Origin of the sequence: Actinoplanes ianthinogenes, from assembly GCF_018324205.1 — a bacterium.
GTDB lineage: Bacteria > Actinomycetota > Actinomycetes > Mycobacteriales > Micromonosporaceae > Actinoplanes > Actinoplanes ianthinogenes.
On the sequence record NZ_AP023356.1, the window covers coordinates 9731198 to 9751296 of the forward strand.

Consider the following 20099-nt stretch of genomic DNA (forward strand, 5'->3'; position numbering starts at 1 on the left):
ACACGAAGGGGATCTCCCATGAGCGGGCCCAACTCCAGCGGCATCAAACGCGGCACCAACCCGGAGTCGACGACGACCTCGACCAAGAACGCCCCCAAGAAGCAGAGGACCGACAGCGGGAAACCGCTGATGCAGAGGTCGATCACCAGCTACCTGGTCAAGAAGCAGCCCGACAGCACGGAACCGATCACCAGGGTGGAACCAGCCCGTCGAGGGTCGATCACCAGCTACTTCCCGGTGCAGCAGCAGAAGCCGGCCACACCCGAGAATCTCCCGACCCTGATCAAAGGCGGCAAGCCCGGCACGGCCGAGGGCGGCGCCGAGCGCACTCGCCTTCTCGTGAAATATCAGATCCCGGACTTCGAACTGCACCTGTCCGAGCGGAGCGCCACGTTCGTCGACGCGACGGGGCAGCCGGTCGTCACCCTCCTGACCGAATTGCGCAATCGGCTGGAACAGACTTCCCCGCTCCTGCGCCAGAAGATCGATCAGGTCCTCGCCACCGTTCAGAAAGAGCAGGCCGCCAACCAGCAGAATCCGGCGAACGAGCCGTCCTGCACGCGAACCGCGCAAGCCTTGCGGGATCTCATGACGCAGACGCAGGTCGCCGATCTCGCCGGGCTCCTCGACCTGTCCACGGTGAAACCGATGCCGGAGCAGAACGTCGAGATGAAAATTGAGGTGCCGGCGCATCTCCGCTCGAACCCCGTTCTGCGGCAGCGATTCCGGAGTGAGGTCGAGCGGCAGTGGAGAAACCAGCAGGAGGCGGTCAACGACCTGACCCTGCAGAATTGGCTCATCCGGACCGACCTGTTCAAACACAGTCAGGCCGGCAACGTGGACTGGTCCGACCTGGGAGAACGACCTGACTATTACGTCAACCGGGTGAATGAATTTTTGATAAATAGGCTGGAGGCGGAAGGCACCGCATCCGGCAGCAAAGACCTCGGATACAAGGAAGCGCTGCAGAACCTGAAAAACGCACGGGGCAAACCCGGCCAGATCCGGAAGCTGCTCGCCGGATCCGTCACGTCGTCCCTGAATCAGTATTACGGCGGCCGCTCGAACACGCAGACCGCATGGGCCAGGGCGCATGCAGAGGATTTCGATCGACTGCTCGAGGAGCACTCCGGGCCCGGCGGCATGTGGGAGGGCCTGGCCGTGACGACGAAGAACCTGCAACCGCTGCACAACCCCGATCAGGTGTTCGGCGGCAATCGCGACATGCCGGCGGATCCCGCCGACATGCTGACATGCGTCGGGCTCGGCATCGCGAACGAGGCCATCGGGGCCGCCCTGGGACTCGCTCCGAAGGCGGGCGGCCTCAGCACAGCCGTGGCGCTGCGGGAACGGATGACTCAGCAGTTCGGGCCCGAGTTGTGGCCTTTGCAGAAGATGAATTTCCGGTTCAACCTCAAGTTCGCCGACACCGACGCTTATCGACGAGACGCGGGCTCGACTCGAAACAGATTCTGACCGCCCGGTTATCGCACCGCCACCCCGGCCGGGTGGGCCGGCAGCCGCACCTCGAACCGGCACCCGCCAGTGATGTTCCCGGCCCGGACCCGCCCCCCGTGCGCCTCCACCAGCCCCCGCACGATCGCCAGCCCGAGCCCTCCCCCGGCCCCACCGTCCGGCGTCCGCGCCCGGCTCCCCCGGAACGCCACCTCGAACACCCGCGGCAGATCGTCCTCCGGGATCCCCCCGCAGCTGTCCGAGACCGCGAGCCACACCTCCCCGGCGTCCTCCCCCGCCTCGATCCGCACCGTTCCGTTCGCCGGCGTGTACCGCACCGAGTTGGTCAGCAGGTTGCTCACGATCCGGTTCAGCTCGGCCGCGCCGCCGGTCACCACCGGCCACCTCTCCCCGGCCGCCACCAGCGCGATCCCCCGCCCGGACGCCAGTGGCGCGACCGCCGCGACCGCGTCCGACACGATGTCGCCGAGCGCCAGGTCGGCCGGGGTCAGCCGGACCGCCCCGGCGTGGATCCGGGACAGCTCGAACAGGTCGTCGACGAGCCCGCTCATCCGGTCGGTCTCGGCCCGGATCCGGCTGTGGTACTCGGCGACGCTCGCCGGATCGGCGACCACGCCGTCCTGCAACGCCTCGGTCATCGCCCGCAACCCGGCCAGCGGTGTCCGCAGGTCGTGCGACACCCAGGCGACCAGGTCCCGGCGGCCGGCCTCCATCCGCCGCTCCTGCTCCCGGGCCACGGCCGCCCACATCGCCGCCGCGGCCAGCCGGCGGCCGAAGACGATGCCGAGGGTCAGACTGACCACCGCCGACGCCGCCACGGTCACCAGCACCACCTGGAGGTCGTGCGGGGACAGGAACATCGCCCTGGCGACCGCGGCCACCCCGGCGACCACCGAGGTCACCGTGATCGCCAGCAACATGCTCACGTGCACGGCGATCGACCGTCCGCGCAGCAGCCGCAGGCCGGCCGCACCGAGCAGGCCGACCACCGTGCCGGCCACAAGCGCGTACGCGCCGATCAGCAGGATGTCATGCATCGGCGGGCTCGTAGCGGTAGCCGACGCCCCACACGGTGACCAGCCGGGCCGGGGCCGCCGGGTCAGCCTCGATCTTCTCCCGCAGCCGCCGCACGTGGACGGTCACGGTCGACTGGTCGCCGAACCGCCAGCCCCACACCTTCTCCAGCAACTCGGCGCGGGAGAACGCCCGTGCCGGGTGCCGCAGCAGGAATTCGAGGAGGTCGAACTCGCGCACGGTCAGCGCCAGCGCCTGCCCGGCCAGCTCCGCGGTGCGCCGGCCGGTGTCGGCGACCAGGTCGCCGTCGCGCAGCAGCGCCGGGCGCGGCGGCGCGGCCGGGGCGGTGCGGCGCAGCACCGACCGCACCCGCAGGGTCAGCTCCCGGGGGCTGAACGGTTTCGTCACGTAGTCGTCCGCGCCGACCTCCAGGCCGAGCACCCGATCGCTCTCCTCGCCGAGCGCGGTCAGCATCACCACCGGAAGGCCCGGCTGGTCACGCTGCAACCGGCGGCACACCTCGAGGCCGTCGAGCCCGCCCAGCATCAGGTCCAGCACGACCAGGTCGGGCCGCTCGGCGTCGACGGCGGCGAGCGCGGCCAGACCGTCGGCGGCCAGCCGCACCCGGCAGCCGTCCTGCTCCAGATAGCGGCGCACGACGTCGCTCACCGTCGGATCGTCGTCCACGACCAGCACCTGATGACTCACCCCAGCAGGCTATCCGGAGCGGCGCGACGCAATGCTTTCGAATCCCTTACGACCCAGCACCGTCACGGCCACCACCCCCAAGATCAAAATCAAGCTCTTTCCGTACGCCAGGAGCCCCGGCCCGAGCAGCAACGGCACCGTGATCACGAGCAGCGTCAGCCCGGCGATCGCCCCGAACTGCACCGCTGTCCACCACAGCGGGGGCACCACCCGGCGCAGCAGTGCTCCGCCGGCCAGGATCAGCGGCAGCAGCACCGCGTCGTGCAGCACCAGGACGGCGAGCCCGAATATGACCACCCCGGGCAGGTTCACGTCGGCGTCGGTGAGCAGGCCGCTCAGGGCGTACGAAAAGAGCAGTAACCCGGTGCCGATCAGCGCGCGTCTCATGCGGCGCTCCGGACGGTGATCCGGCTCAGCCACTTGGTCTGCAGGACGCCGGGGCGGTTCGGCGCGATCAGCCGCGCGGGGTAGCCGTGGTCGAGCGCCAGGGGTTCGCCGCCGAGCCGCAGCGCGATCAGGGTCCGCTCGTCGGTCAGGTGCGGGGTGGCCACCTCGGAGGCGCGGTACCGGCCGCCGGCCTGGAGCGACTCGACTCGCGCCGTGCAGCCTCCGGGGTCGGCGCCGAGCAGGGCGACCAGGTCGCGCAGCCGCACGCCGGTCCAGGTGCCGGTCGAGCTCCAGCCTTCCACGCAGGCGATGGCCAGGACCGTGGTGTGCTGCGGGAGCGCGGCCAGGTCGGCCAGGCTCAGCTCGACGACGCGGCCGAATCCGGCGACGGTCAGGTGGTACCCGGGGTCGAGCGCGGCGTCGCGGACTCCGGCGCCGGTCGCGGTCTGGTTCACCGGAACGCCCTGCGGCCCGGTGCCGGGACGGCGGGGCGCGAGCAGCGAGACCGGGGTGAGCGGCCGGACGGTCTGGCCGACGGTGCTCAGCGTGACGACCCCGGCCGCGGCCGCCACGGCGGCCAGGAACCGGCGGCGGCCGGGGCCGTCCTGCGGGTTCCGGATCCGGGGCAGCTGGGCGCCGATGTGGACCAGCAGCGCGCCGGCGGCGACCCAGGCCATCCAGTAGTGGGCGGCGGTGAAGAAGAACGGCATCGGCGGGTACCAGCGGGCGATGTTGAACACCCCGCTGACCACCTGGAACAGCGCGGCGCCGACCAGCACCGCCACCGAGGCCCGCTCGGCGGCGTGTGCCACGTCGCTCAGCGGCGGCCAGGTGAACAGGCGCGGATAGACCGACCACAGCTTCGCGCCGAGCAGCGGCACAGCGGCCAGCCCAGTCGCCACGTGCAGCCCCTGCGTGAACCGGTAGAGCCCGGCCGGCCGCGACGGCCACCAGAACCATCCGGGCGGATGTTGAATCAGGTGGCTGAGCAGCCCGGTCGCGAAGCAGACCCCGAAGGCGACGCCGAGCGCGACGCCGAGCTGCGCGGTCAGCCGCGTCGACCGTGGCCCGGCCTGGAAGGCGCCCGCCCGCAGGGGCCCCCGCCGCAGCCGCTCCGGCGGCGCCGGCAACGGCTGGTTGAGCCACGTCAGGGCAGTCCGGAGCCGGGTCGCGGAGTCGCGCCGCAGTCGGCCCAGCGGTGCCAGCCACGTCAGGGTGCGCCCGAGCCGGGTCGCAGTGTGGCGAACCATCGTCCCTCCTCGGTCCAGGTCGCTTCCGGGATCAGGCCCGCCGCGCGGGCCAGCGGGTCCAGGTCGTCGGCGGCCACCCGCGCCCAGCGCAGCGGCGCGCCCGCGCCGGTCTCGGCGGCGTGCAGGGTCGCCGGCCCGGACCAGGTGCCGGTGCCGGGTGGTTCCAGCTCGGCGTGCACCCGGCCGTCGGGCGCGAGCAGCTCCCGGCACCGGCGCAGCAGGGCGGCGGGGTCACCGCCGATGCCGAGGTTGCCGTCGGCGAGCAGCAGGTGCTCCCAGCGGCCGTGCCCGGGCAGCGGCGCGAACACGTCCCGGTGCAGCACGATCGCGCCGCGAGCGCGGGCCAGGCGGATCGCCGCCGCGCTCACGTCGATGCCGAGCGCGGCACGCCCGAGGCGCAGCAGCGCGGCGGTGAGCCGGCCCGGCCCGCAGCCGACGTCGAGGGTCGGCCCGGTGCATCGGCGCAGCAGTCCGGTGTCGCCGGGCCGATGGTCGCGGCACCACAGCGCGGCGTCGGCCCGGGTCTCCTGGCCGTCGGGACCGCGGAGGATCAGCCGGCTGTGAACACCGGCCGCCGCCAGGCGCAGGGCCCGGTCGTAGAGGTCGAGCGCAGCCGGGCAGACCACAGCCGGGGCGGTCACGCCACCACCCCCACAACCGCCTCTGCCAATGCCGTCATCTCAGCGACCGCCGCGGCGAAGTGGCTGCCGGGTGAGCACGCTGCCGCGACCGCGAGGGCGTCGTCGGCGGTGTCCACGTCGCGCAGGCTCGGCAGTGCGGCTGGGTGGACGTCCCGGCCGTGCAGGGCGGCGAGCGTGTGGGAGCAGGTTTCCGGTGTGGACATCGGGACGGTGGCCAGCACCGCCGCGGCGGCCGGGTCGGTCAGGCCGAGGGCCCACCAGCCGCCGTCGTCGGCCGGGCCGAGCACGGCGCCGGAGCGGTGGAGTGCGGCAGCCGCGGCGGCCAGCAGGCCGGCGGTCACCTGTGGGGTGTCCATGCCGATCAGCAGGGCCGGGACACCGGGCACAGCCGTGTCCGCGAACGCGTGCGCCAGCCGCTCCCCCAGCCCGTCCCCGCGCTGCGGCACCGCCGTCCACCCCGCCGGTACCGGATGATCTCCGTCGATCACCAGCGTGCGCCGCACAACCGGAACCCGGCTGACCGTCCGGACGGTGTCCGCGAGAGCCGCCGCCGCGAGAGCCGCCGCCTGTTCCGGGGTGCACGGCGGACAGAGACGGGTCTTCACCCGGCCGGGCACCGGCGCCTTCGCCATCACCAGCAGCTGGATCATCGGGTCAGCACCGCCCGCATGTCGTACACCGCGCGCAGCGTGCCGCGGACCGTGCCGGTCACCTTGGACCGGGTGCCGGCCGCCCGCGGGTGGTACGCCACCTCGATTTCCCGCACCCGCCAGCCGGCCCGGGCCGCGCCGAGCAGCAGCTCCAGCGGATACCCGAAACGTCGATCGCGCAGGTCGAGGGCGAGCAGCGCGTCACGGCGGGCGGCCCGGATCGGCGCGATGTCGTGCACCGGCAGCCCGGTGTCGCGGCGGATCCGGCGGGCCAGCACCGCGTTGCCGAGTCGCGCGTGGACCGGCCAGGCGCCCGCGGTCACCGGCCGGCGGCGACCGCAGACCAGGTCGGCGTCGCCGGACCGGACCGGGGCGGCCAGGCGTGGCAGGTCGGCCGGGTCGAACGACCCGTCGGCGTCCAGCACGCACACCACGCCGTCGGACGGGTCCGCGGCCAGCAGTCCGGCGTGCACGGCGGCGCCGTAGCCGCGCTCCGGCACCTCGATCACCCGGGCGCCGTGCCGGCGGGCGACGTCGGTGGAACCATCGGTCGAGCCGTTGTCGGCCAGGATCGGCCGGTAGCCGTCCGGCATCCGGTCCAGCAGCCACGGCAGGGCGGCGGCCTCGTTCAGGCAGGGCAGCACCACATCGGTCATGGCTCGGAAGTTAGCCCTGCTCAGAGCTGCTAAATCTTACGAAGCCGGGACGTCGGCGACAGTTCTTACGAACCGCTGACGGATCGACGCCGGGTGCTGTCCGGCCGGGTTCGCGGCCCTACGGTCGCAGTCGTGACACACATCCTCGTGACCGGCGGGGCGGGCTTCATCGGCTCGCACGTGACCGCCGCGCTGCTGGCCGCCGACCATGACGTGTCCGTGCTGGACTGTGCCCACCCGGCCGCGCACGCCGGGCCCGTGGAGGTGCCGGACGGGGTGGTCCTGCACCGGGCCGACGTCCGCGACCGGGACGCGGTCCGGCACGCGCTGCGCGGCGTCGACGCCGTGGTGCACCAGGCCGCGCTGGTCGGGCTCGGCGCCGGGCCGGACGACCTGCCGGAGTACGTCGGCTGCAACGACCTGGGCACCGCCGTGCTGCTGGCCACGATGGCCGAGGCCGGTGTCCGGCGGCTGGTGCTGGCCAGTTCGATGGTGGTGTACGGCGAGGGCGCCTACGCGTGTGACCGGCACGGCCCGGTCCGCCCGGCGCCCCGGGCGGTGGCGGAGCTGGCCGCGGGCCGCTTCGAGCCGCCCTGCCCGGACTGCGCCGAGCCGCTGACCGGCGGCCTGGTCACCGAGGACGCGCCGGTCGACCCGCGCAGCGTCTACGCGGCGACCAAGGTGGCCCAGGAGCACCTGGCCGCGGTCTGGGCCCGCGAGTGCGACGGCGCGGTGGCCGCGCTGCGGTACCACAACGTGTACGGGCCGGGGATGCCGCGGGACACGCCGTACAGCGGGGTCGCGGCGATCTTCCGGTCCGCCCTGGAGAGCCGGCGCGCCCCGCTGGTGTACGAGGACGGCGGCCAGCGGCGCGACTTCGTGCACGTGCGGGACGTGGCGGCGGCGAACGTGCTGGCGCTGCACGCCGGGCCGGGTTTCCGGGCGTACAACGTCGCCTCGGGCCACCCGACCACCGTCGGCGGGATGGCGGCCGTGCTGGCGGACGCCTTCGGGGGCCCGCCGCCGGTGGTGACCGGGCAGTTCCGGCTCGGTGACGTCCGGCACGTGGTGGCCTCGCCCGCCCGGGCGGCCGCCGAGCTCGGGTTCCGCGCGGCGGTGCTGCCGGCGAGCGGTCTGCGGGAGTTCGCGTGCGTGCCGTTGCGCGGCTGACCACCCGGTCCCGGCTGTCCTGGCCCTCGTCGCGGGCCGACCGGCGGACGTTGGTCGCGGCGCTGGGCCTGGTCGCGGTGGCGATCCTGGTCGGCGCGGCGCTCGGCTGGATCGACCACCCGGTACGCGCCCCGGCCGCCCCGCTCTTCGCCCACGTGCTGCCGCACGCCGGTCCCGGCACCCCGTTCGCGGTCCTGATCGCCTGGGCGGTCCTGCGCTGGGGCCCGGAGCTGGCCGAGCGGCTCCCGTGGCGGCGGCTCCTGACCGCTGCCTGGCTGACGGCGGTGGCCTGGACGTTCGCGCTCGCCCTGGTGGACGGCTGGCAGCGGGGCGTGGCCGGCCGGCTGACCACCCGGTTCGAGTACCTGAGCGAGGTGCCGGGTGTCACCGACGTGCCGGCCATGCTGCGCGGCTTCACCAGCCGGATCCTGCTGCACTCGGTGGACAACTGGGCCGAGCACGTCTCCGGGCACCCGCCCGGCCCGCTGCTGGTCTTCGTCGCCCTGGACCGGCTCGGGCTGGGCGGCGGTGGCTGGGCCGCGCTGCTCTGCGTGCTCGCCGGCGCCGGCGCCGTGGTGGCGGTCGCGGTGACCCTGCGCGCGCTCGGCGACGAGGAGGCGGCCCGAGCCGCGATCCCGTTCCTGGTGCTGTTCCCCGGTGCGGTGTGGATCGGGGTCTCCGCCGACGGCATGTTCGCCGGGGTGGCGGCCGGCGCGCTGGCGCTGCTGGCGATCGGGCTGTCCCGGCCGTCGCGCTGGTGCCTGGTCGCGGGCGGGGCCGGGCTGGCCGCCTGCGCCTACCTCTCCTACGGCCTCGTCCTGCTGGCGCTGCCCGCGGCGGCCGTGATCGTCCTGCGGTTGCGGCGGTTCCCGCTGCTGGCGTGGGCGGGGCTGGGCGCGGGCGTGGTGGTGACCGTCATGACCCTGCTCGGCTTCAACTGGTGGGACGGCTACCAGCTGGTCCAGCAGCGGTATTACCAAGGATTGGCGAGCGCCAGGCCGTACGCGTACTGGGTCTGGGCGAACCTGGCGGCCCTGACCATCTGTGCCGGACCGGCCGCCGCGATCATGCTGCGCCGCGCGGCGGCCGCGGTCGTCACGACCCGCACCCCCGCCGTCCTGCTCTGCCTCGGCGCCGCCGCCGCGGTCGTCGCCGCCGACCTGTCCGGGCTGAGCAAGGCCGAGACCGAGCGGATCTGGCTGCCGTTCGCCATCTGGCTGCCCGCCGCCGCGGCCCTGGTGCCGTCCCGCGACCGCCGCGGCTGGCTGCTGGCGCAGGCCGGCACCGCTCTGCTGGTCAATCATCTGGTGCTGACCTCCTGGTAGGAGTCCCGATCGGGACGGCACGGGGCGGCGCGGGTCGCGCGCCGGGAGTACGGTCGCCGGCATCGACACTGGGAGCGGACATGTTCAGATGGACGGGCCGGGGCTGGATCGGCGTGCTGCTGTGGCTCACCGTGCCGCTTCTCGCGTTGGCGCTGGCGGTGGCGACGAGCCCGGATCACCTGCTCGTCTGGTTCGCGGTGTACAACGTCGTCATCGGCGTGCCGGCGCAGATCCTGGTCGGCCGGGCGATCAACACCCGGCAGACACCGCAGGGACCGGTGGTCACCGGCGAGCACCTGCAACAGAGCGTGCCGGTCCAGCGCGCCTGGTTCTGGTACTGGGTCATCGGCCTGATCGCCGCCGGAGCCGAGCTGTGGACCAGCGGCCATACCACCGTGGTCTGGGTGCTCGGGATCCTCGGCGTGATTGCCCTGTTCGTACAACTCGGCTGGGCGACGCACGACCAGCGCCACCCGTCGTCACCGGACGGCGAGTTCATCGCCGCCCGGGTGGCCGGCGACGACGACGGCCGTGAGCCGGTCGCCCGGACCACGGTGCCCAACCGGGAGTTCCGCGCGGCGCTGCTGGAGCGGTGGGCCGCCTACGGCGCCGCCGCGGACAAGCTCACGCCGACGGCGGTGACCACCGGGACCGTCGACGGGGTCGCGTTCACCGTGTTCACCACCACGGACCTGGCCGGCGGCCTGCTCCAGCTCGCCGCCTCCACCCGGAACGTGTGCCTGGTCCACCTGCCCGTGGTGCTGCCGGACCTGCGGCTGCGGCCCCGGCTGCGCGACGAGTGGGAGGCCGGCGAGTTCCCGCCCGTCGCCTCGGAGCCGCCGTGGAACTGCGACCTGGTCCTGCGGGCCCACGCGAACAGCACCCTGGAGAACCTCGACGATCCGGGGACCGGGCTGGTCGCCGAGGCCGACGTGCCGGGATTCGCCGAGGCGATGGTCACGCCCGAGGTCATCGAGGCCTCGGTGCGAACCGGCATCACCCACTGGCGGGTGCACGGGCAGGACCTGCTCTTCGTCACCGTCCCGGGCAGCGGCGTGCTGACCGAGGCCGAGTCCACCGCGGTGGTCACCGGGCTCGCCCAGATCGCGAAGGCCTTCCCGCAGGAGACGCTGCACCGCTTCGGGACCGTGCCGTCAGCGTAGGTCGCGGCGCAGCCACAGGTATGCCGGGATGCCCATCAGCAGGACCAGCCACATGCTGATCAGGCGATAGAGGACGACGATCGCGGCGGCGACCGGGTGGCTGCACCCGGCGGTGACCAGGGCGGCGAGCATGACCACCTCGATCAGGCCGGTGCCGCCCGGGGTGAGCGGGATCTGCCGGACGATCTGGATGCCCAGGTAGATGACCGCGATCCGCCACCAGTCGAGGGTGGCGTGGCAGGCGGTGGCCGCGGCGGCCAGGCAGAACAGGTCGAGAACCCACTTGGCCAGACCGGCCGTGAAAATCGAGAACCAGCGGCGGGACGGGATTGCCGCCATCTCGGCGGTGGTGCGGGCGGCCGCGGCGACGAACCTGCCGAGGCGGGAGCCGGGTGATGGGGAGAGGGCCGTGCGGAAGCGCCAGAGGACGTAACCGAGGGCCGCGACGGCGAGGGCGATCACGGCCGGGCGCCACGGGACGGTTTCCAGGTCGGAGCTGATCAGCCAGCCGAACGCGTACAGCAGGGCGAGGCTGAGCATCGAGACGACGCCGGAGACCACGGTGACGGCCGTCGCCACGGGGGTGGTGGCGCCGTACCGCCGGAAGGTCCGGAAGGTGAAGGCGGTCGCGACCGCCGCGCCTGCCGGGACGGCCATGCTCACCGCGGCCCCGCTGACGGTGAGCGCGATCGCGCTGTCCCGGGGCAGCCGCACGCCGAGGCCGGCCAGCAGGAGCCGTTGCTGCTCGGCGAAGGCCGCCTGCGAGACGAACCCGGCCACCACCGCGGCGGCCGCCCAGCCCAGGTCGAGCTCCTGCCAGACGGTCAGCAGCGAACCCAGATCCGGCAACTGGTCACGCAGGGTGACCAGGATGGCGACGGTGACCACGAGCCCGAGCGCGGGTCGCCACCATCGCCGCAGGACCGGTGGTATCTCCGCGCCCCGGCGTGGGGTTACGGAACGCGGCGACGACATCATCGGGACAGCATGCCAGGCCCGTGATCAGGAAACACGTGCCACTACCGTCCAGCACATGGCGTCGGTGACGCTTGTCACGATGTCCGGGCCGGGACGCCACTCGACGCTGGAGACCAGGCCGGGCTCGACCAGTTCCAGCCCGTCGACAAACGCCGCCACCTCGGCCCGGCTGCGCGCCCGGTAGACACCGTGCTGCCGGCCGTCGATGATCTCTTGAGCCTTGGCCTGCACCTCGGCGGGCAGGGTGTCGAAGGTGCCGTGCACGATCACCAGGTAGCTGCCCGGGGCGAGGGCAGCGATCAGCGTCCGGACCGCCTCGTGCGCCCGCGCGTCGTCGTCGATCAGGTGCAGCACGCTGCTGAGCAGCACCGCGACCGGCTGGTCGAGGTCCAGCACCGCACCGGCGGCCTCGATCACCTTCTCCGCGTCCAGCAGGTCACCCTCGGCGAACTCGGCGGCGCCCTCCGGACTGCTGACGATCGTGCCCCGATGGTGGACGCCGACCAGCGGGTCGTTGTCGACGTAGAGGACCCGGCAGCCCGGGTCCGCGGCCTGGGCGACCTCGTGCACGTTCGGCGTGATCGGCTGACCGGCGCCGATGTCCAGGATCTGCCGGATGCCGAGGTCGGCGACCAGGTGGCGCACCGCACGCAGCAGCATGGCCCGGCCCTCGCGGGCGGCGACGACCACGCTGGGCAGGGCGCCCACGATGGTGGCGGTCGACTCGCGATCGGCCGCGTAATGATCCTTGCCGCCGAGCCACTGGTTGTAGCGGCGAGAGGTGCTCAATCGGCCGATGTCATCCTTTTCCCCCATCCAGCCACTGTAGTCAATCGAGCGGACCGGCATGGGCCCCTGAAATGCGTCTTCATGGCCGTAGCCCGCCAGTCCCGGATCTGGCCGTCCGGCGGCGTCCACCTGTGGTCGTCGGGCGCGACCGGTGAGGCACACACCCACGATCGAGGACATTTCCTGTACGCGGCGAGCGGCGTCCTGTCCGTCCACACCGCACGCGGCACCCTGATCGTCCCGGCCAACCGGGTGGCCTGGCTCCCGGCCGATGCCACCCATCACCATCGCGCGCACGGTGACACCGACATGCGCATCGTCTTCCTGTCGCCGGCGCTGGCCCGGCTCGTGCCGGACCGTCCGGCGGTCCTGCTTGCGTCGAGCCTGGCCCGCGAGGTGCTGCTCGCCCTCACCGCGGACCCCGCGACGAGCCCGGCGTCCGGCACCCGGCGCCTCGACCGCGTTCCCCGGGCCCGCCTGCACCGGGTCCTGGCCGACGAACTCCGGGAGGCGCCCGAGCAGCCCTTGCACCTGCCGGAGCCGCACGACGACCGGCTCCGGGCCGTCGCCCGCATCCTGGACGACGATCCGGCGGACAACAGCCCGCTGGCCACTCTCGGTCAGCGGGTCGGCGCGGGCGCGCGTACGCTGAGCCGGCTCTTTCACGACGAACTCGGGATGACCTTCTACGAGTGGCGCACCCAGTTGCGGGTCGCGCACGCGCTCGTCCTCCTCGCCGAGGGGCACGACACCACGCGGGTGGCGCACGCCTGCGGCTGGGCGAACGCCCGCTCCCGGTGAACCGGTCGAGGGGCGCCCGTCCCCGCCACTCCCGGCGAGCCGCGGGGGCTGGTCAGCGGCTGTCGCGGCGGGCCTGTCGGCGGGCGCCGGCGGCGCGGGTGGAGGCGTGCCGTTTACGGCGGTCCGGGGTGTCCGGGCGGCGGTCCGAGCGCTGAGCGGAGAGCTTCTTCGGCAGCGGGGGCGGCACGGTCGGGCGGGCGGCCTCGGCGAGCCGTTCGGACCGCAGCGCCTCGGCGGCTTCCAGGGCCAGGACTGCCAGGCGAGTGCTCACGGTGGACAACAGATCCTCGAACACCTCGGCCTTGGCCCGCCTACGGGCGTTGCGGGCGAACGCCTTGCCCCGTCCCCCGGTCTCCTCCACCCGGTTCGCGGCCCGGCGGCGGTAGTTCTTGACCAGCTTGTTCCGCGCCCGCCGCACCCGGGTGTGCAGGTCGATCAGGGCGTCCTCGTCCAGCTTCGCCAGGCGCTTCGGTTCCGCCTCACGCACCAGCGCCAGTTCCGCCTCGGTCAGTGATCCCAGAATCGCGTCCATCCCGCCACCGTCACCCACCATGCCGCGGCCAGTCCTCATGCCCAGCGGATGATCCGGTCCGGCCGCCGTTCAGCGCATGAGTATTCGGTGGCGGTCCCGCTGATCTCTCCTAGGCTCCGTCACATGTCGAACCCACTGCGCGTCATCGTCCTCATCGAAACCCTCCCCGGCCGGGGCGCCGATCAGGCGGACGCGTACACCGCGCTGGCGCCGCTGGTCCGGGCCGAGCCCGGCTGCCTGCGTTACGACATGCACGCCGTCGAGGGCGACCCGGACCGCTTCGTGCTGATCGAGGAGTGGGCCTCGGCCGAGGCGCTGCAAGCCCATGACATCGCACCCCACATGCGTGAGGCCGACCTCGCCAACCGTGCGTTCCGGGCGGGACCGGCCGTGGTTCTCCCGCTGACCCCGGCACCCATCGCCTGAGCGTAGGCCAGGATGGGGAGATGGTCCGGGACGATTTGATGCGGTTGCGGGCGAGCGCGGAAGCCGAGGCGGCCACGCTGGCCGGCGATCTGGAGGCGCTGTTCGCGGCCTCCCGGGATTCGAACGCCGACGACGAGCACGACCCGGAGGGCGCGACGATCGGCTTCGAGCGGGCCCAGCTGACCGCGCTGCTGGCCGCCGCCCGGGACCGGATCGCCGAGGTCGACGACGCGCTGGCCCGATGCGACGCCGGGACCTACGGCATCTGCGAGGGGTGCGGCCGCCCGATCGCCGCGGAACGCCTCGCCGCCCGCCCCTTCGCCCGTTTCTGCATCACCTGCGCCTGACCATCGAGTCTGTTGGCGTCCAAGGCCCCCGCGAGAATCGGTCCGGCACCGTCCAACGCGCCGAACTACGCGCGACCTGCGCCACGCCAGCAAACTCCCTGACCCAGGCACATCGGCGCAGCCCGAGCCTGCGGACATCTACAACGCGGTGGAGGCGACCGAGGGGGCATGGCGGCGTGAGCGCGCAGTGCGGTCAGCGGCCGTCGGCCGAGGTCGCGGCGGACACGTCCGCGCCGGCACTGGTACGGCGTGGCCGTCCGTGATGTCCGTGCCAGTCGATGATCAGCAGGGTGGCGTCGTCTTCCAACGTGGGACCGGCCACGTCCAGCACTCCGTCGGCCAGAGCACGTACGGCCTCACGGGGATGCAGGGCGGTCAGTGACCGAAGACGGGCCGGCAGGTCGAGGGCAGCGGCTTTGCGTTCGAGCATGCCGTCGGTGACGACGACCAGGCGATCGCCGGGTTCCAACGTCACCGCACCAGCGCGGATCTCGCGCTGGGGGAACATGCCGATGCCGAGGTTGCGGGGCAGCGTCAACTCCTCGGGGTGGCCGCGGCGGATCAGAATAGGCGGCACGTGCCCGGCGTTGACGAACTCGCACCGGCCACTGGTGAGATCAAGACGTCCGAGGACGGCAGTCATGAAGGCGCCCCGGACCGGAGCGTGCTCGGCGATCGCGGCGCCCGCCCGGTCCGCCTGCTCGATCAGGCTGTGCCCGGCGCGCCGGGAGTTACGCAGGCTGCCCACGCCCAGGGTGGCGATCAGCGCGCTGGTCACACCGTGGCCCATCGCGTCGGTGACGCTGAAGTGCAGGGCGTCGCGGGCCAGGCTGTAGTCGAAGGTGTCCCCGCCGATGCTCGCCGCCGGCTCCAGCCAGCCGGACAGGGTGAACGAGCCACCTTCACAGGTGAACGCGCTCGGAAGCAGCCGGCGCTGGATTTCGGCGGAGAGGTTGAATCGGGTGGTGCGCTGTCCCCACTCGAACAGATCGGTGTGGCGGCGGTTGGCGATCACCACGAACGCGAGGGCGTGTGCGGTCCGCGCGATCTCCGCGAGCGCCTGAGGTGTGGGCTCGGCCGGAACGACGATCTCCAGCAGGCCGATCACCTCGCCGCGTTCGGTCACCGGCGCCAGCACCGTCCATGCCGGGTCGCCGCCGGTGACCTGCACCGCCTGCGTGCGTAACGCCTTCTCCTGCGGGCCGCCGTCGAACGGCAACACCGTCGCCACCTCGCCGCCGTCACGGCGGCCGTCCACCGGACCGAGCGGAACGTGGGCCAGCCGGACCAGAGCCCGGCCGCTGAGGTCGGTGATCAAGAACGAAACGCTCCTGGCATGCAGCGCCGCACCGAGTTCTCGGGTGACGGCCTCCACCGCGTTCACTGGTGTCGCCGCCTCGGCAGCCGCCAGCATCCCGGACAGCGCCACCTCTACCGACGGATCCATATCGGCAGCATACGGATGTCCGTATCGGTCACCGTATGCGCAAGCGAGGGCAGATGCCGGCGAACAGCAGGGCGATCCGCCCGATCGAGGAGAGTGGTGAACTGGTGGCCGCGGTCAGTACCGCCGCGACGGCGAGCCGAGCAGTCCGCCCTGCCGAGTGCTGGATGCCCCGGGCAGCGCGGCCCGCGGCACCATGACGAACGTGCTGATTCAGCCGCCGCCGTGTTGCAACGGCCGCCGACATCCGATCACCCGCCGATCATCGCGGGATCGTTGCCGCTCAGCCACCCTGCACGCTCCAGCAGGACGTCAAGCCTCGGAAGCCGGCTTACCCAGGGTGAGCAGCACGGCCGGCGTTCGTCTTGACGTGTGTGCTTGCAGTGGTTGGCGAAGGACATGAGCGAATGGATGAGCCCTGCGCGACGCAGCTGATCGGCGCGCAGTTGACGGGCACGCTCGCCGGCCAGTACGGCATCGTGCCGGGCAGCGGCGGCGCGATCGGACATCTGACCGGCAACGGCGGCGTGCTCGAGGGCGCGGGCGTGTGCGCGGGCGACCTCGGCGCGCAGCGCCAGGGCCCGTTCCAGGGCCGGAGACGGACCGGTTGCGTCTTCCACCTTTTCATGCACACGTGCGAGGGACGAGGCGTCAACACAGCGCCGTTTGCGGCATCGTTGTTCGGGTAGCTGCGACGGAATTCGCGTAAGCCCGGCGTCGCGGTCGACCGATCGGCGCGAGCGCGAGAACGGAGGACGGCCGTGTCCCTGACGTCAGTGCCGATCACCCGGGCCTCGCTGCAGTCGGACAATCTCGGCGAGGTCCAGGAACTGATGAGCCGGCGCTACGTCGAGCACCACACCCGGGTGGTGGGCAGCGCCGACGGGTTCGAGTTCCGCTCCGCGTCGGCCGCCGCCGGCACGTTGGCCGTGGATCAACTCACCTACCAGGCTTGCCTGGCGATGAAAACGGTGCCGTTCCAGTCGTTGCTGATCGTCAGCCTTCTCGACGGCCGATTCGACGTGACCGCCGGCCGGCAACACGCGCGGGTCGCTCGCGGCGAAGTGCTGCTGTACCCGCCCGACGTCGGTCTGGACGTGGTGATGGACCGGATGACCCATCAGGTCCTGCACCTTCCCTTATCGACGGTGACCCGCCTCGCGGCCCGGGCCGGCGCCGCCGAGGCGCACTTCCGGTTCGAGGCGATGACCGCCACGAACCCTGCCGGTAACCGGCAGTGGCTGGCCACCATCGCCTACCTGACCCGGCTCCTTGCCGGCCCGGCCGATGCCAGCATCCCCGCCCTGCTACTCGACGCCGCGATCGACACCGCCGCCACCGCCGCCCTGAGCGTCTTTCCGAACACCACCATGACCGTCGACTACACCCCCGGGCCCGGCCGGGTCACCCCGACCGCCATCCGTCGGGCAGTCGCCTACATCGACGCCCACGCCGCCGAAACGATCACCGTCGACCAGATCGCCGCCTCCGCCGGGCTCAGCGCCCGCGCCCTGCAAGCCGGGTTCCGCCGCCATTACGACACCACCCCCACCGGCTACCTGCTAAAGGTCCGTCTCGAACACGCCCACCGCGACCTGCAGGCCGCCGACCCGACCACCGGGGCCACCGTGGCCGGCATCGCCCGCCGCTGGGGCTTCCCCGATCACAGCCGCTTCACCGCCGCCTACCGCAAAACCTACGGCCAGACACCTAGCCACACCCTGCGCACCTGACCGGAGACGCCACCATGACCACCACCGACCAGGCCGCCCTGCAGACCAGCACGTACACGCTCACCGGCGCGGACGCGATCGAACAATTCCTCAGTAACGCATACACGGGCATGCGCCTGCACAGCGACACCGACCGGCCCCGGCTGCGTTACGACCGCACCGACGCCGGAGCATTCACCCTCGACACCCTCGAACAAACCGCCGCCATCCTGGACATCCGCGCCGCACCGCTGCACACCATCGCGATCAACCGAATGGCCACCGGCCGCATGCAGCGCACCTGTGGCGGTGTCGAGCAGCGCTACGGCCCCGGGGACCTGTACATCGCTACCGACCCCGATCTGCCCTACACGGTGCGGTGGCTACCCAGCGAAATCTTCTCCGCCGCCCTCGACTCCGGCCTGCTGGCCCGCGTCGCGGCCACCGCCCCCGGCCGCCGACCCGCACCGCTGCGTTTCACCAGCCTCGACCCGACCACACCCGCAGTCGCCGCGTACTGGTGGGACACCTATTGCTATCTCGCCGACGTCCTGCGCAACCCCGAAGCCGTCACCCCGCTCGTGCTCGGCAACGCCGCGCAACTGCTCGCCACGGCCACCCTGACCACCTTCGCCAACACCGCCCTGACCGACCCGACCATCGAGGACCGCCACGACGCGCACCCCGAATGCCTGCGCCGCGCCATCAGCTTCATCGACGACAACGCCCACCGCGACATCAGCGCCGCCGACATCGCCGCCGCCGCCCACGTCACCATCCGCACCCTCCAGCTCGCCTTCCGCCGCCACCTCGACACCACCCCGACCGCCTACCTACGCCGTGTCCGCCTCCACCACGTCCACCAGGACCTGCAAGCCGCCGATCCGACCACCACCACCGTCTTCGCCGTCGCCCAACGCTGGGGCTTCGCCAACCACAGCCGCTTCACCGCCACCTACCACCACACCTACGGCACCACCCCCTCCCAGACCCTGCGCAACTAGACCCACGCCGTCCTGATCCCTCGCCTCGGCCACTACCGGCTCAGTGATCTCGACGGCCCGCTGCTGCGCGCGGTGTTCGCCGAGATAGCGCAGACCACTAGCGCCAAGGGTCTGCCGCAGTCACCGTCGGCGCTCAACCATCTACACACCACCCTGCGAGCCGCGCTGAACCTCGCCGTCCGCGAGGAGTTGATCGGCAGCAACCCGGCCCGGCACATCGAGATCGCCGGCTACCGGCGCCCGCACGCCCAGGTCTGGACCGACGGCCGCGTCGAGCACTGGGAACTCACCGGCGAACACCCGACAGTCGCCGTGTGGACCGCGAAACAGCTCGCCACGTTCCTGGAGACCAACGTCGAGGACTCCCTGTTCGCGTTCTGGTGGCTCGCCGCGCTCCGCGGCCTGCGGCGTGGCGAGCTCTGCGGCCTCACATGGGTGGCCGTCGACCTCGACCGCGGGCTGTTGTTCGTCGAACGTCAGCGCACCACGGCCGGCTACACCGTCTCGCGGCACGACCCCGACTTCGGCCGCCTGCTGCCCGACGGCCGCTCCTACCGCGTCGTCCCCACCGAACCGGTCGACGCGGCCTGGCACGTGTCGCCGTAACACACCGAGCCGTACGCCGCCGCCTGCGAACAGATCGCGGGAGACTTCGTACACCACGTGCCGATCCTGACCGAGGGCATGACGGACGGCTCCTCCATGGAATACACCCGCCAGGCACTCAAGGCGACCGGCTACTACATCGACCCCGAATTCTGGGACAGCGAAGCGAAGTCCTGCTGCCCACCGAACCCCGGGATCTGAAAGGCCACCTGACCGATGCGCATCGACTGGACCTCGCTACCCGAGGCCGTCACGAACGAGGTCGCCGACCGGGTCGGCGGCACTCACGCCATCCCGGCCAGCACCGGTGACCACGCGGAGATAGCCGCCACCGTCACCGGAACGGCTGGAAAGGTGTTCGTGAAGGCTGCTCACAGTGACTTCGGGGTTCGGTCACTGCGCTTCGAGCTGCGAGTGAGTGAGGCCGTCAGCGTGCCGCACTCACCCGCGGTCCGGTGGCACTTCGAGACGGCCGGCTGGCTCGTCGTCGGGTTCGAGCACTGCGACGGCCCGCACGCCGACCTGTCCCCGGGCAGCCCCGACCTGGACCTTCTCGGCGAAGCCCTAACGGTGCTGGGTAAGACGCCGGCGCCGGACGTGGGGCTGTTCACCCCGAAAGGGCGGCTCGGGTTCGAGCACCCGGCGATGAACGGCGACACGCTCGTGCACACCGACCTAGGACCGGCCAACCTCATCATCACCCCGCACGGCCTGCGGATCGTCGACTGGGCGATGGCAACCAAAGCCGCGCCGTGGGTCGAGCTGGCCATGCTCGTCCCCTGGCTGATCGGCAGCGGCCACACCTCGCGACAAGCCGAGACCTGGCTGGCCCAGCACTCGGCCTGGAGCAAGGCCGACGCCTCAGTCCTCGACGATTTCGCGGCTAAGAACGCCGAGAAGTGGGCGTTCAAGTCGAGCCAGAGCACCGCAGGGTGGATGCGCGATCTGGCGGGCTGGACCGGCCGGTGGTTGACGTACCGGCATAGGTCAGGAAACACCTAACGATGGCCGCACCAACAG

The 20099-nt window shown here is 72.2% G+C and carries 24 protein-coding genes; 13 read left to right on the forward strand and 11 right to left on the reverse strand.

Annotated features, from left to right (window positions below):
- Positions 1-18 precede the first annotated feature (18 nt).
- A complete protein-coding gene (locus Aiant_RS44470) occupies positions 19-1476 on the forward strand; it encodes a hypothetical protein (protein WP_189335490.1) in 1458 nt (485 codons plus the stop codon).
- A gap of 8 nt (positions 1477-1484) precedes the next feature.
- Here the strand turns inward: Aiant_RS44470 and Aiant_RS44475 are convergent, their stop codons facing one another.
- From Aiant_RS44475 to Aiant_RS44505, 7 genes are read right to left on the reverse strand one after another with little or no spacing between them, the layout of a single operon-like run.
- The gene (locus tag Aiant_RS44475) at positions 1485-2513 is read right to left on the reverse strand and encodes a sensor histidine kinase (RefSeq protein WP_189335489.1); all 1029 of its coding nucleotides are present in this window, start codon (positions 2511-2513) and stop codon (positions 1485-1487) included.
- Positions 2506-3198 carry a response regulator transcription factor gene (locus Aiant_RS44480; protein ID WP_189335488.1) on the reverse strand — a complete coding sequence of 231 codons (693 nt, stop codon included), beginning with the start codon at positions 3196-3198 and terminating at the stop codon, positions 2506-2508. Before Aiant_RS44480 ends, Aiant_RS44475 begins: the two co-directional genes overlap by 8 nt.
- Before the next feature lie 9 nt (positions 3199-3207).
- Positions 3208-3585, reverse strand: a complete 378-nt coding sequence (locus tag Aiant_RS44485; RefSeq protein ID WP_189335487.1) for a hypothetical protein — start codon at positions 3583-3585, stop codon at positions 3208-3210.
- Positions 3582-4835 (reverse strand): molybdopterin-dependent oxidoreductase, encoded by a 1254-nt coding sequence (locus Aiant_RS44490; RefSeq protein WP_189335486.1) that lies wholly within the window; start codon positions 4833-4835, stop codon positions 3582-3584. The genes Aiant_RS44485 and Aiant_RS44490 overlap by 4 nt, the downstream gene beginning before the upstream one ends.
- Positions 4796-5476 (reverse strand): methyltransferase domain-containing protein, encoded by a 681-nt coding sequence (locus Aiant_RS44495; RefSeq protein ID WP_189335485.1) that lies wholly within the window; start codon positions 5474-5476, stop codon positions 4796-4798. The genes Aiant_RS44490 and Aiant_RS44495 overlap by 40 nt, the downstream gene beginning before the upstream one ends.
- Positions 5473-6126, reverse strand: coding sequence for a TIGR04282 family arsenosugar biosynthesis glycosyltransferase (locus tag Aiant_RS44500; protein ID WP_189335484.1), 654 nt, complete (start codon positions 6124-6126; stop codon positions 5473-5475). The genes Aiant_RS44495 and Aiant_RS44500 overlap by 4 nt, the downstream gene beginning before the upstream one ends.
- Complete coding sequence (locus Aiant_RS44505; protein WP_189335483.1) at positions 6123-6782, reverse strand: glycosyltransferase family 2 protein; 660 nt, start codon at positions 6780-6782, stop codon at positions 6123-6125. The genes Aiant_RS44500 and Aiant_RS44505 overlap by 4 nt, the downstream gene beginning before the upstream one ends.
- Before the next feature lie 132 nt (positions 6783-6914).
- Here Aiant_RS44505 and Aiant_RS44510 point away from each other — a divergent pair, with 132 nt between their 5' ends.
- From Aiant_RS44510 to Aiant_RS44520, 3 genes are all read left to right on the forward strand, one after another.
- On the forward strand, positions 6915-7952 hold the full coding sequence (locus Aiant_RS44510) for an NAD-dependent epimerase/dehydratase family protein (RefSeq protein ID WP_229831222.1): 1038 nt from the start codon (positions 6915-6917) through the stop codon (positions 7950-7952).
- Entirely contained in the window at positions 7931-9277 is a 1347-nt protein-coding gene (locus Aiant_RS44515; protein WP_189335482.1) for a hypothetical protein, read from the forward strand. Before Aiant_RS44510 ends, Aiant_RS44515 begins: the two co-directional genes overlap by 22 nt.
- A gap of 80 nt (positions 9278-9357) precedes the next feature.
- Positions 9358-10440, forward strand: a complete 1083-nt coding sequence (locus Aiant_RS44520) for a hypothetical protein (protein WP_189335481.1) — start codon at positions 9358-9360, stop codon at positions 10438-10440.
- Here the strand turns inward: Aiant_RS44520 and Aiant_RS44525 are convergent.
- Complete coding sequence (locus tag Aiant_RS44525; RefSeq protein WP_189335480.1) at positions 10432-11328, reverse strand: lysylphosphatidylglycerol synthase transmembrane domain-containing protein; 897 nt, start codon at positions 11326-11328, stop codon at positions 10432-10434. The genes Aiant_RS44520 and Aiant_RS44525 overlap by 9 nt on opposite strands.
- Before the next feature lie 114 nt (positions 11329-11442).
- Positions 11443-12234 carry an SAM-dependent methyltransferase gene (locus Aiant_RS44530; RefSeq protein WP_189335479.1) on the reverse strand — a complete coding sequence of 264 codons (792 nt, stop codon included), beginning with the start codon at positions 12232-12234 and terminating at the stop codon, positions 11443-11445.
- Between the two features lie 54 nt (positions 12235-12288).
- On the opposite strand from Aiant_RS44530, the gene Aiant_RS44535 reads away from it, so the two are divergent.
- Complete coding sequence (locus Aiant_RS44535; RefSeq protein ID WP_189335478.1) at positions 12289-13008, forward strand: AraC family transcriptional regulator; 720 nt, start codon at positions 12289-12291, stop codon at positions 13006-13008.
- A gap of 52 nt (positions 13009-13060) precedes the next feature.
- Here the strand turns inward: Aiant_RS44535 and Aiant_RS44540 are convergent, their stop codons facing one another.
- Positions 13061-13540 (reverse strand): hypothetical protein, encoded by a 480-nt coding sequence (locus Aiant_RS44540; protein ID WP_189335477.1) that lies wholly within the window; start codon positions 13538-13540, stop codon positions 13061-13063.
- Between the two features lie 123 nt (positions 13541-13663).
- Here Aiant_RS44540 and Aiant_RS44545 point away from each other — a divergent pair, with 123 nt between their 5' ends.
- Together Aiant_RS44545 and Aiant_RS44550 are read left to right on the forward strand one after the other, a co-directional pair.
- Positions 13664-13966, forward strand: a complete 303-nt coding sequence (locus Aiant_RS44545) for a putative quinol monooxygenase (protein ID WP_189335476.1) — start codon at positions 13664-13666, stop codon at positions 13964-13966.
- A gap of 20 nt (positions 13967-13986) precedes the next feature.
- The gene (locus tag Aiant_RS44550; protein ID WP_189335475.1) at positions 13987-14313 is read left to right on the forward strand and encodes a TraR/DksA family transcriptional regulator; all 327 of its coding nucleotides are present in this window, start codon (positions 13987-13989) and stop codon (positions 14311-14313) included.
- 193 nt (positions 14314-14506) lie between these two features.
- Here Aiant_RS44550 and Aiant_RS44555 read toward each other — a convergent pair whose 3' ends face one another.
- Positions 14507-15760, reverse strand: coding sequence for a PP2C family protein-serine/threonine phosphatase (locus Aiant_RS44555; RefSeq protein WP_189335474.1), 1254 nt, complete (start codon positions 15758-15760; stop codon positions 14507-14509).
- A 404-nt stretch (positions 15761-16164) separates the two neighbouring features.
- On the opposite strand from Aiant_RS44555, the gene Aiant_RS44560 reads away from it, so the two are divergent.
- The 6 genes from Aiant_RS44560 to Aiant_RS44580 all read left to right on the forward strand — a co-directional run bounded on the left by Aiant_RS44560 (position 16165) and on the right by Aiant_RS44580 (position 20081).
- Positions 16165-16446, forward strand: coding sequence for a hypothetical protein (locus Aiant_RS44560; protein WP_189335473.1), 282 nt, complete (start codon positions 16165-16167; stop codon positions 16444-16446).
- Between the two features lie 72 nt (positions 16447-16518).
- Positions 16519-17490 (forward strand): AraC family transcriptional regulator, encoded by a 972-nt coding sequence (locus tag Aiant_RS44565; protein ID WP_189335472.1) that lies wholly within the window; start codon positions 16519-16521, stop codon positions 17488-17490.
- Positions 17491-17504: 14 nt separating this feature from the next.
- The gene (locus Aiant_RS44570; protein ID WP_189335471.1) at positions 17505-18473 is read left to right on the forward strand and encodes an AraC family transcriptional regulator; all 969 of its coding nucleotides are present in this window, start codon (positions 17505-17507) and stop codon (positions 18471-18473) included.
- A gap of 72 nt (positions 18474-18545) precedes the next feature.
- Positions 18546-19079 (forward strand): site-specific integrase, encoded by a 534-nt coding sequence (locus Aiant_RS46390; RefSeq protein ID WP_229831219.1) that lies wholly within the window; start codon positions 18546-18548, stop codon positions 19077-19079.
- Between the two features lie 57 nt (positions 19080-19136).
- Positions 19137-19280 (forward strand): hypothetical protein, encoded by a 144-nt coding sequence (locus Aiant_RS44575; protein ID WP_229831217.1) that lies wholly within the window; start codon positions 19137-19139, stop codon positions 19278-19280.
- Positions 19281-19295: 15 nt separating this feature from the next.
- A complete protein-coding gene (locus Aiant_RS44580) occupies positions 19296-20081 on the forward strand; it encodes a phosphotransferase (protein ID WP_189335470.1) in 786 nt (261 codons plus the stop codon).
- Positions 20082-20099 lie beyond the last annotated feature (18 nt).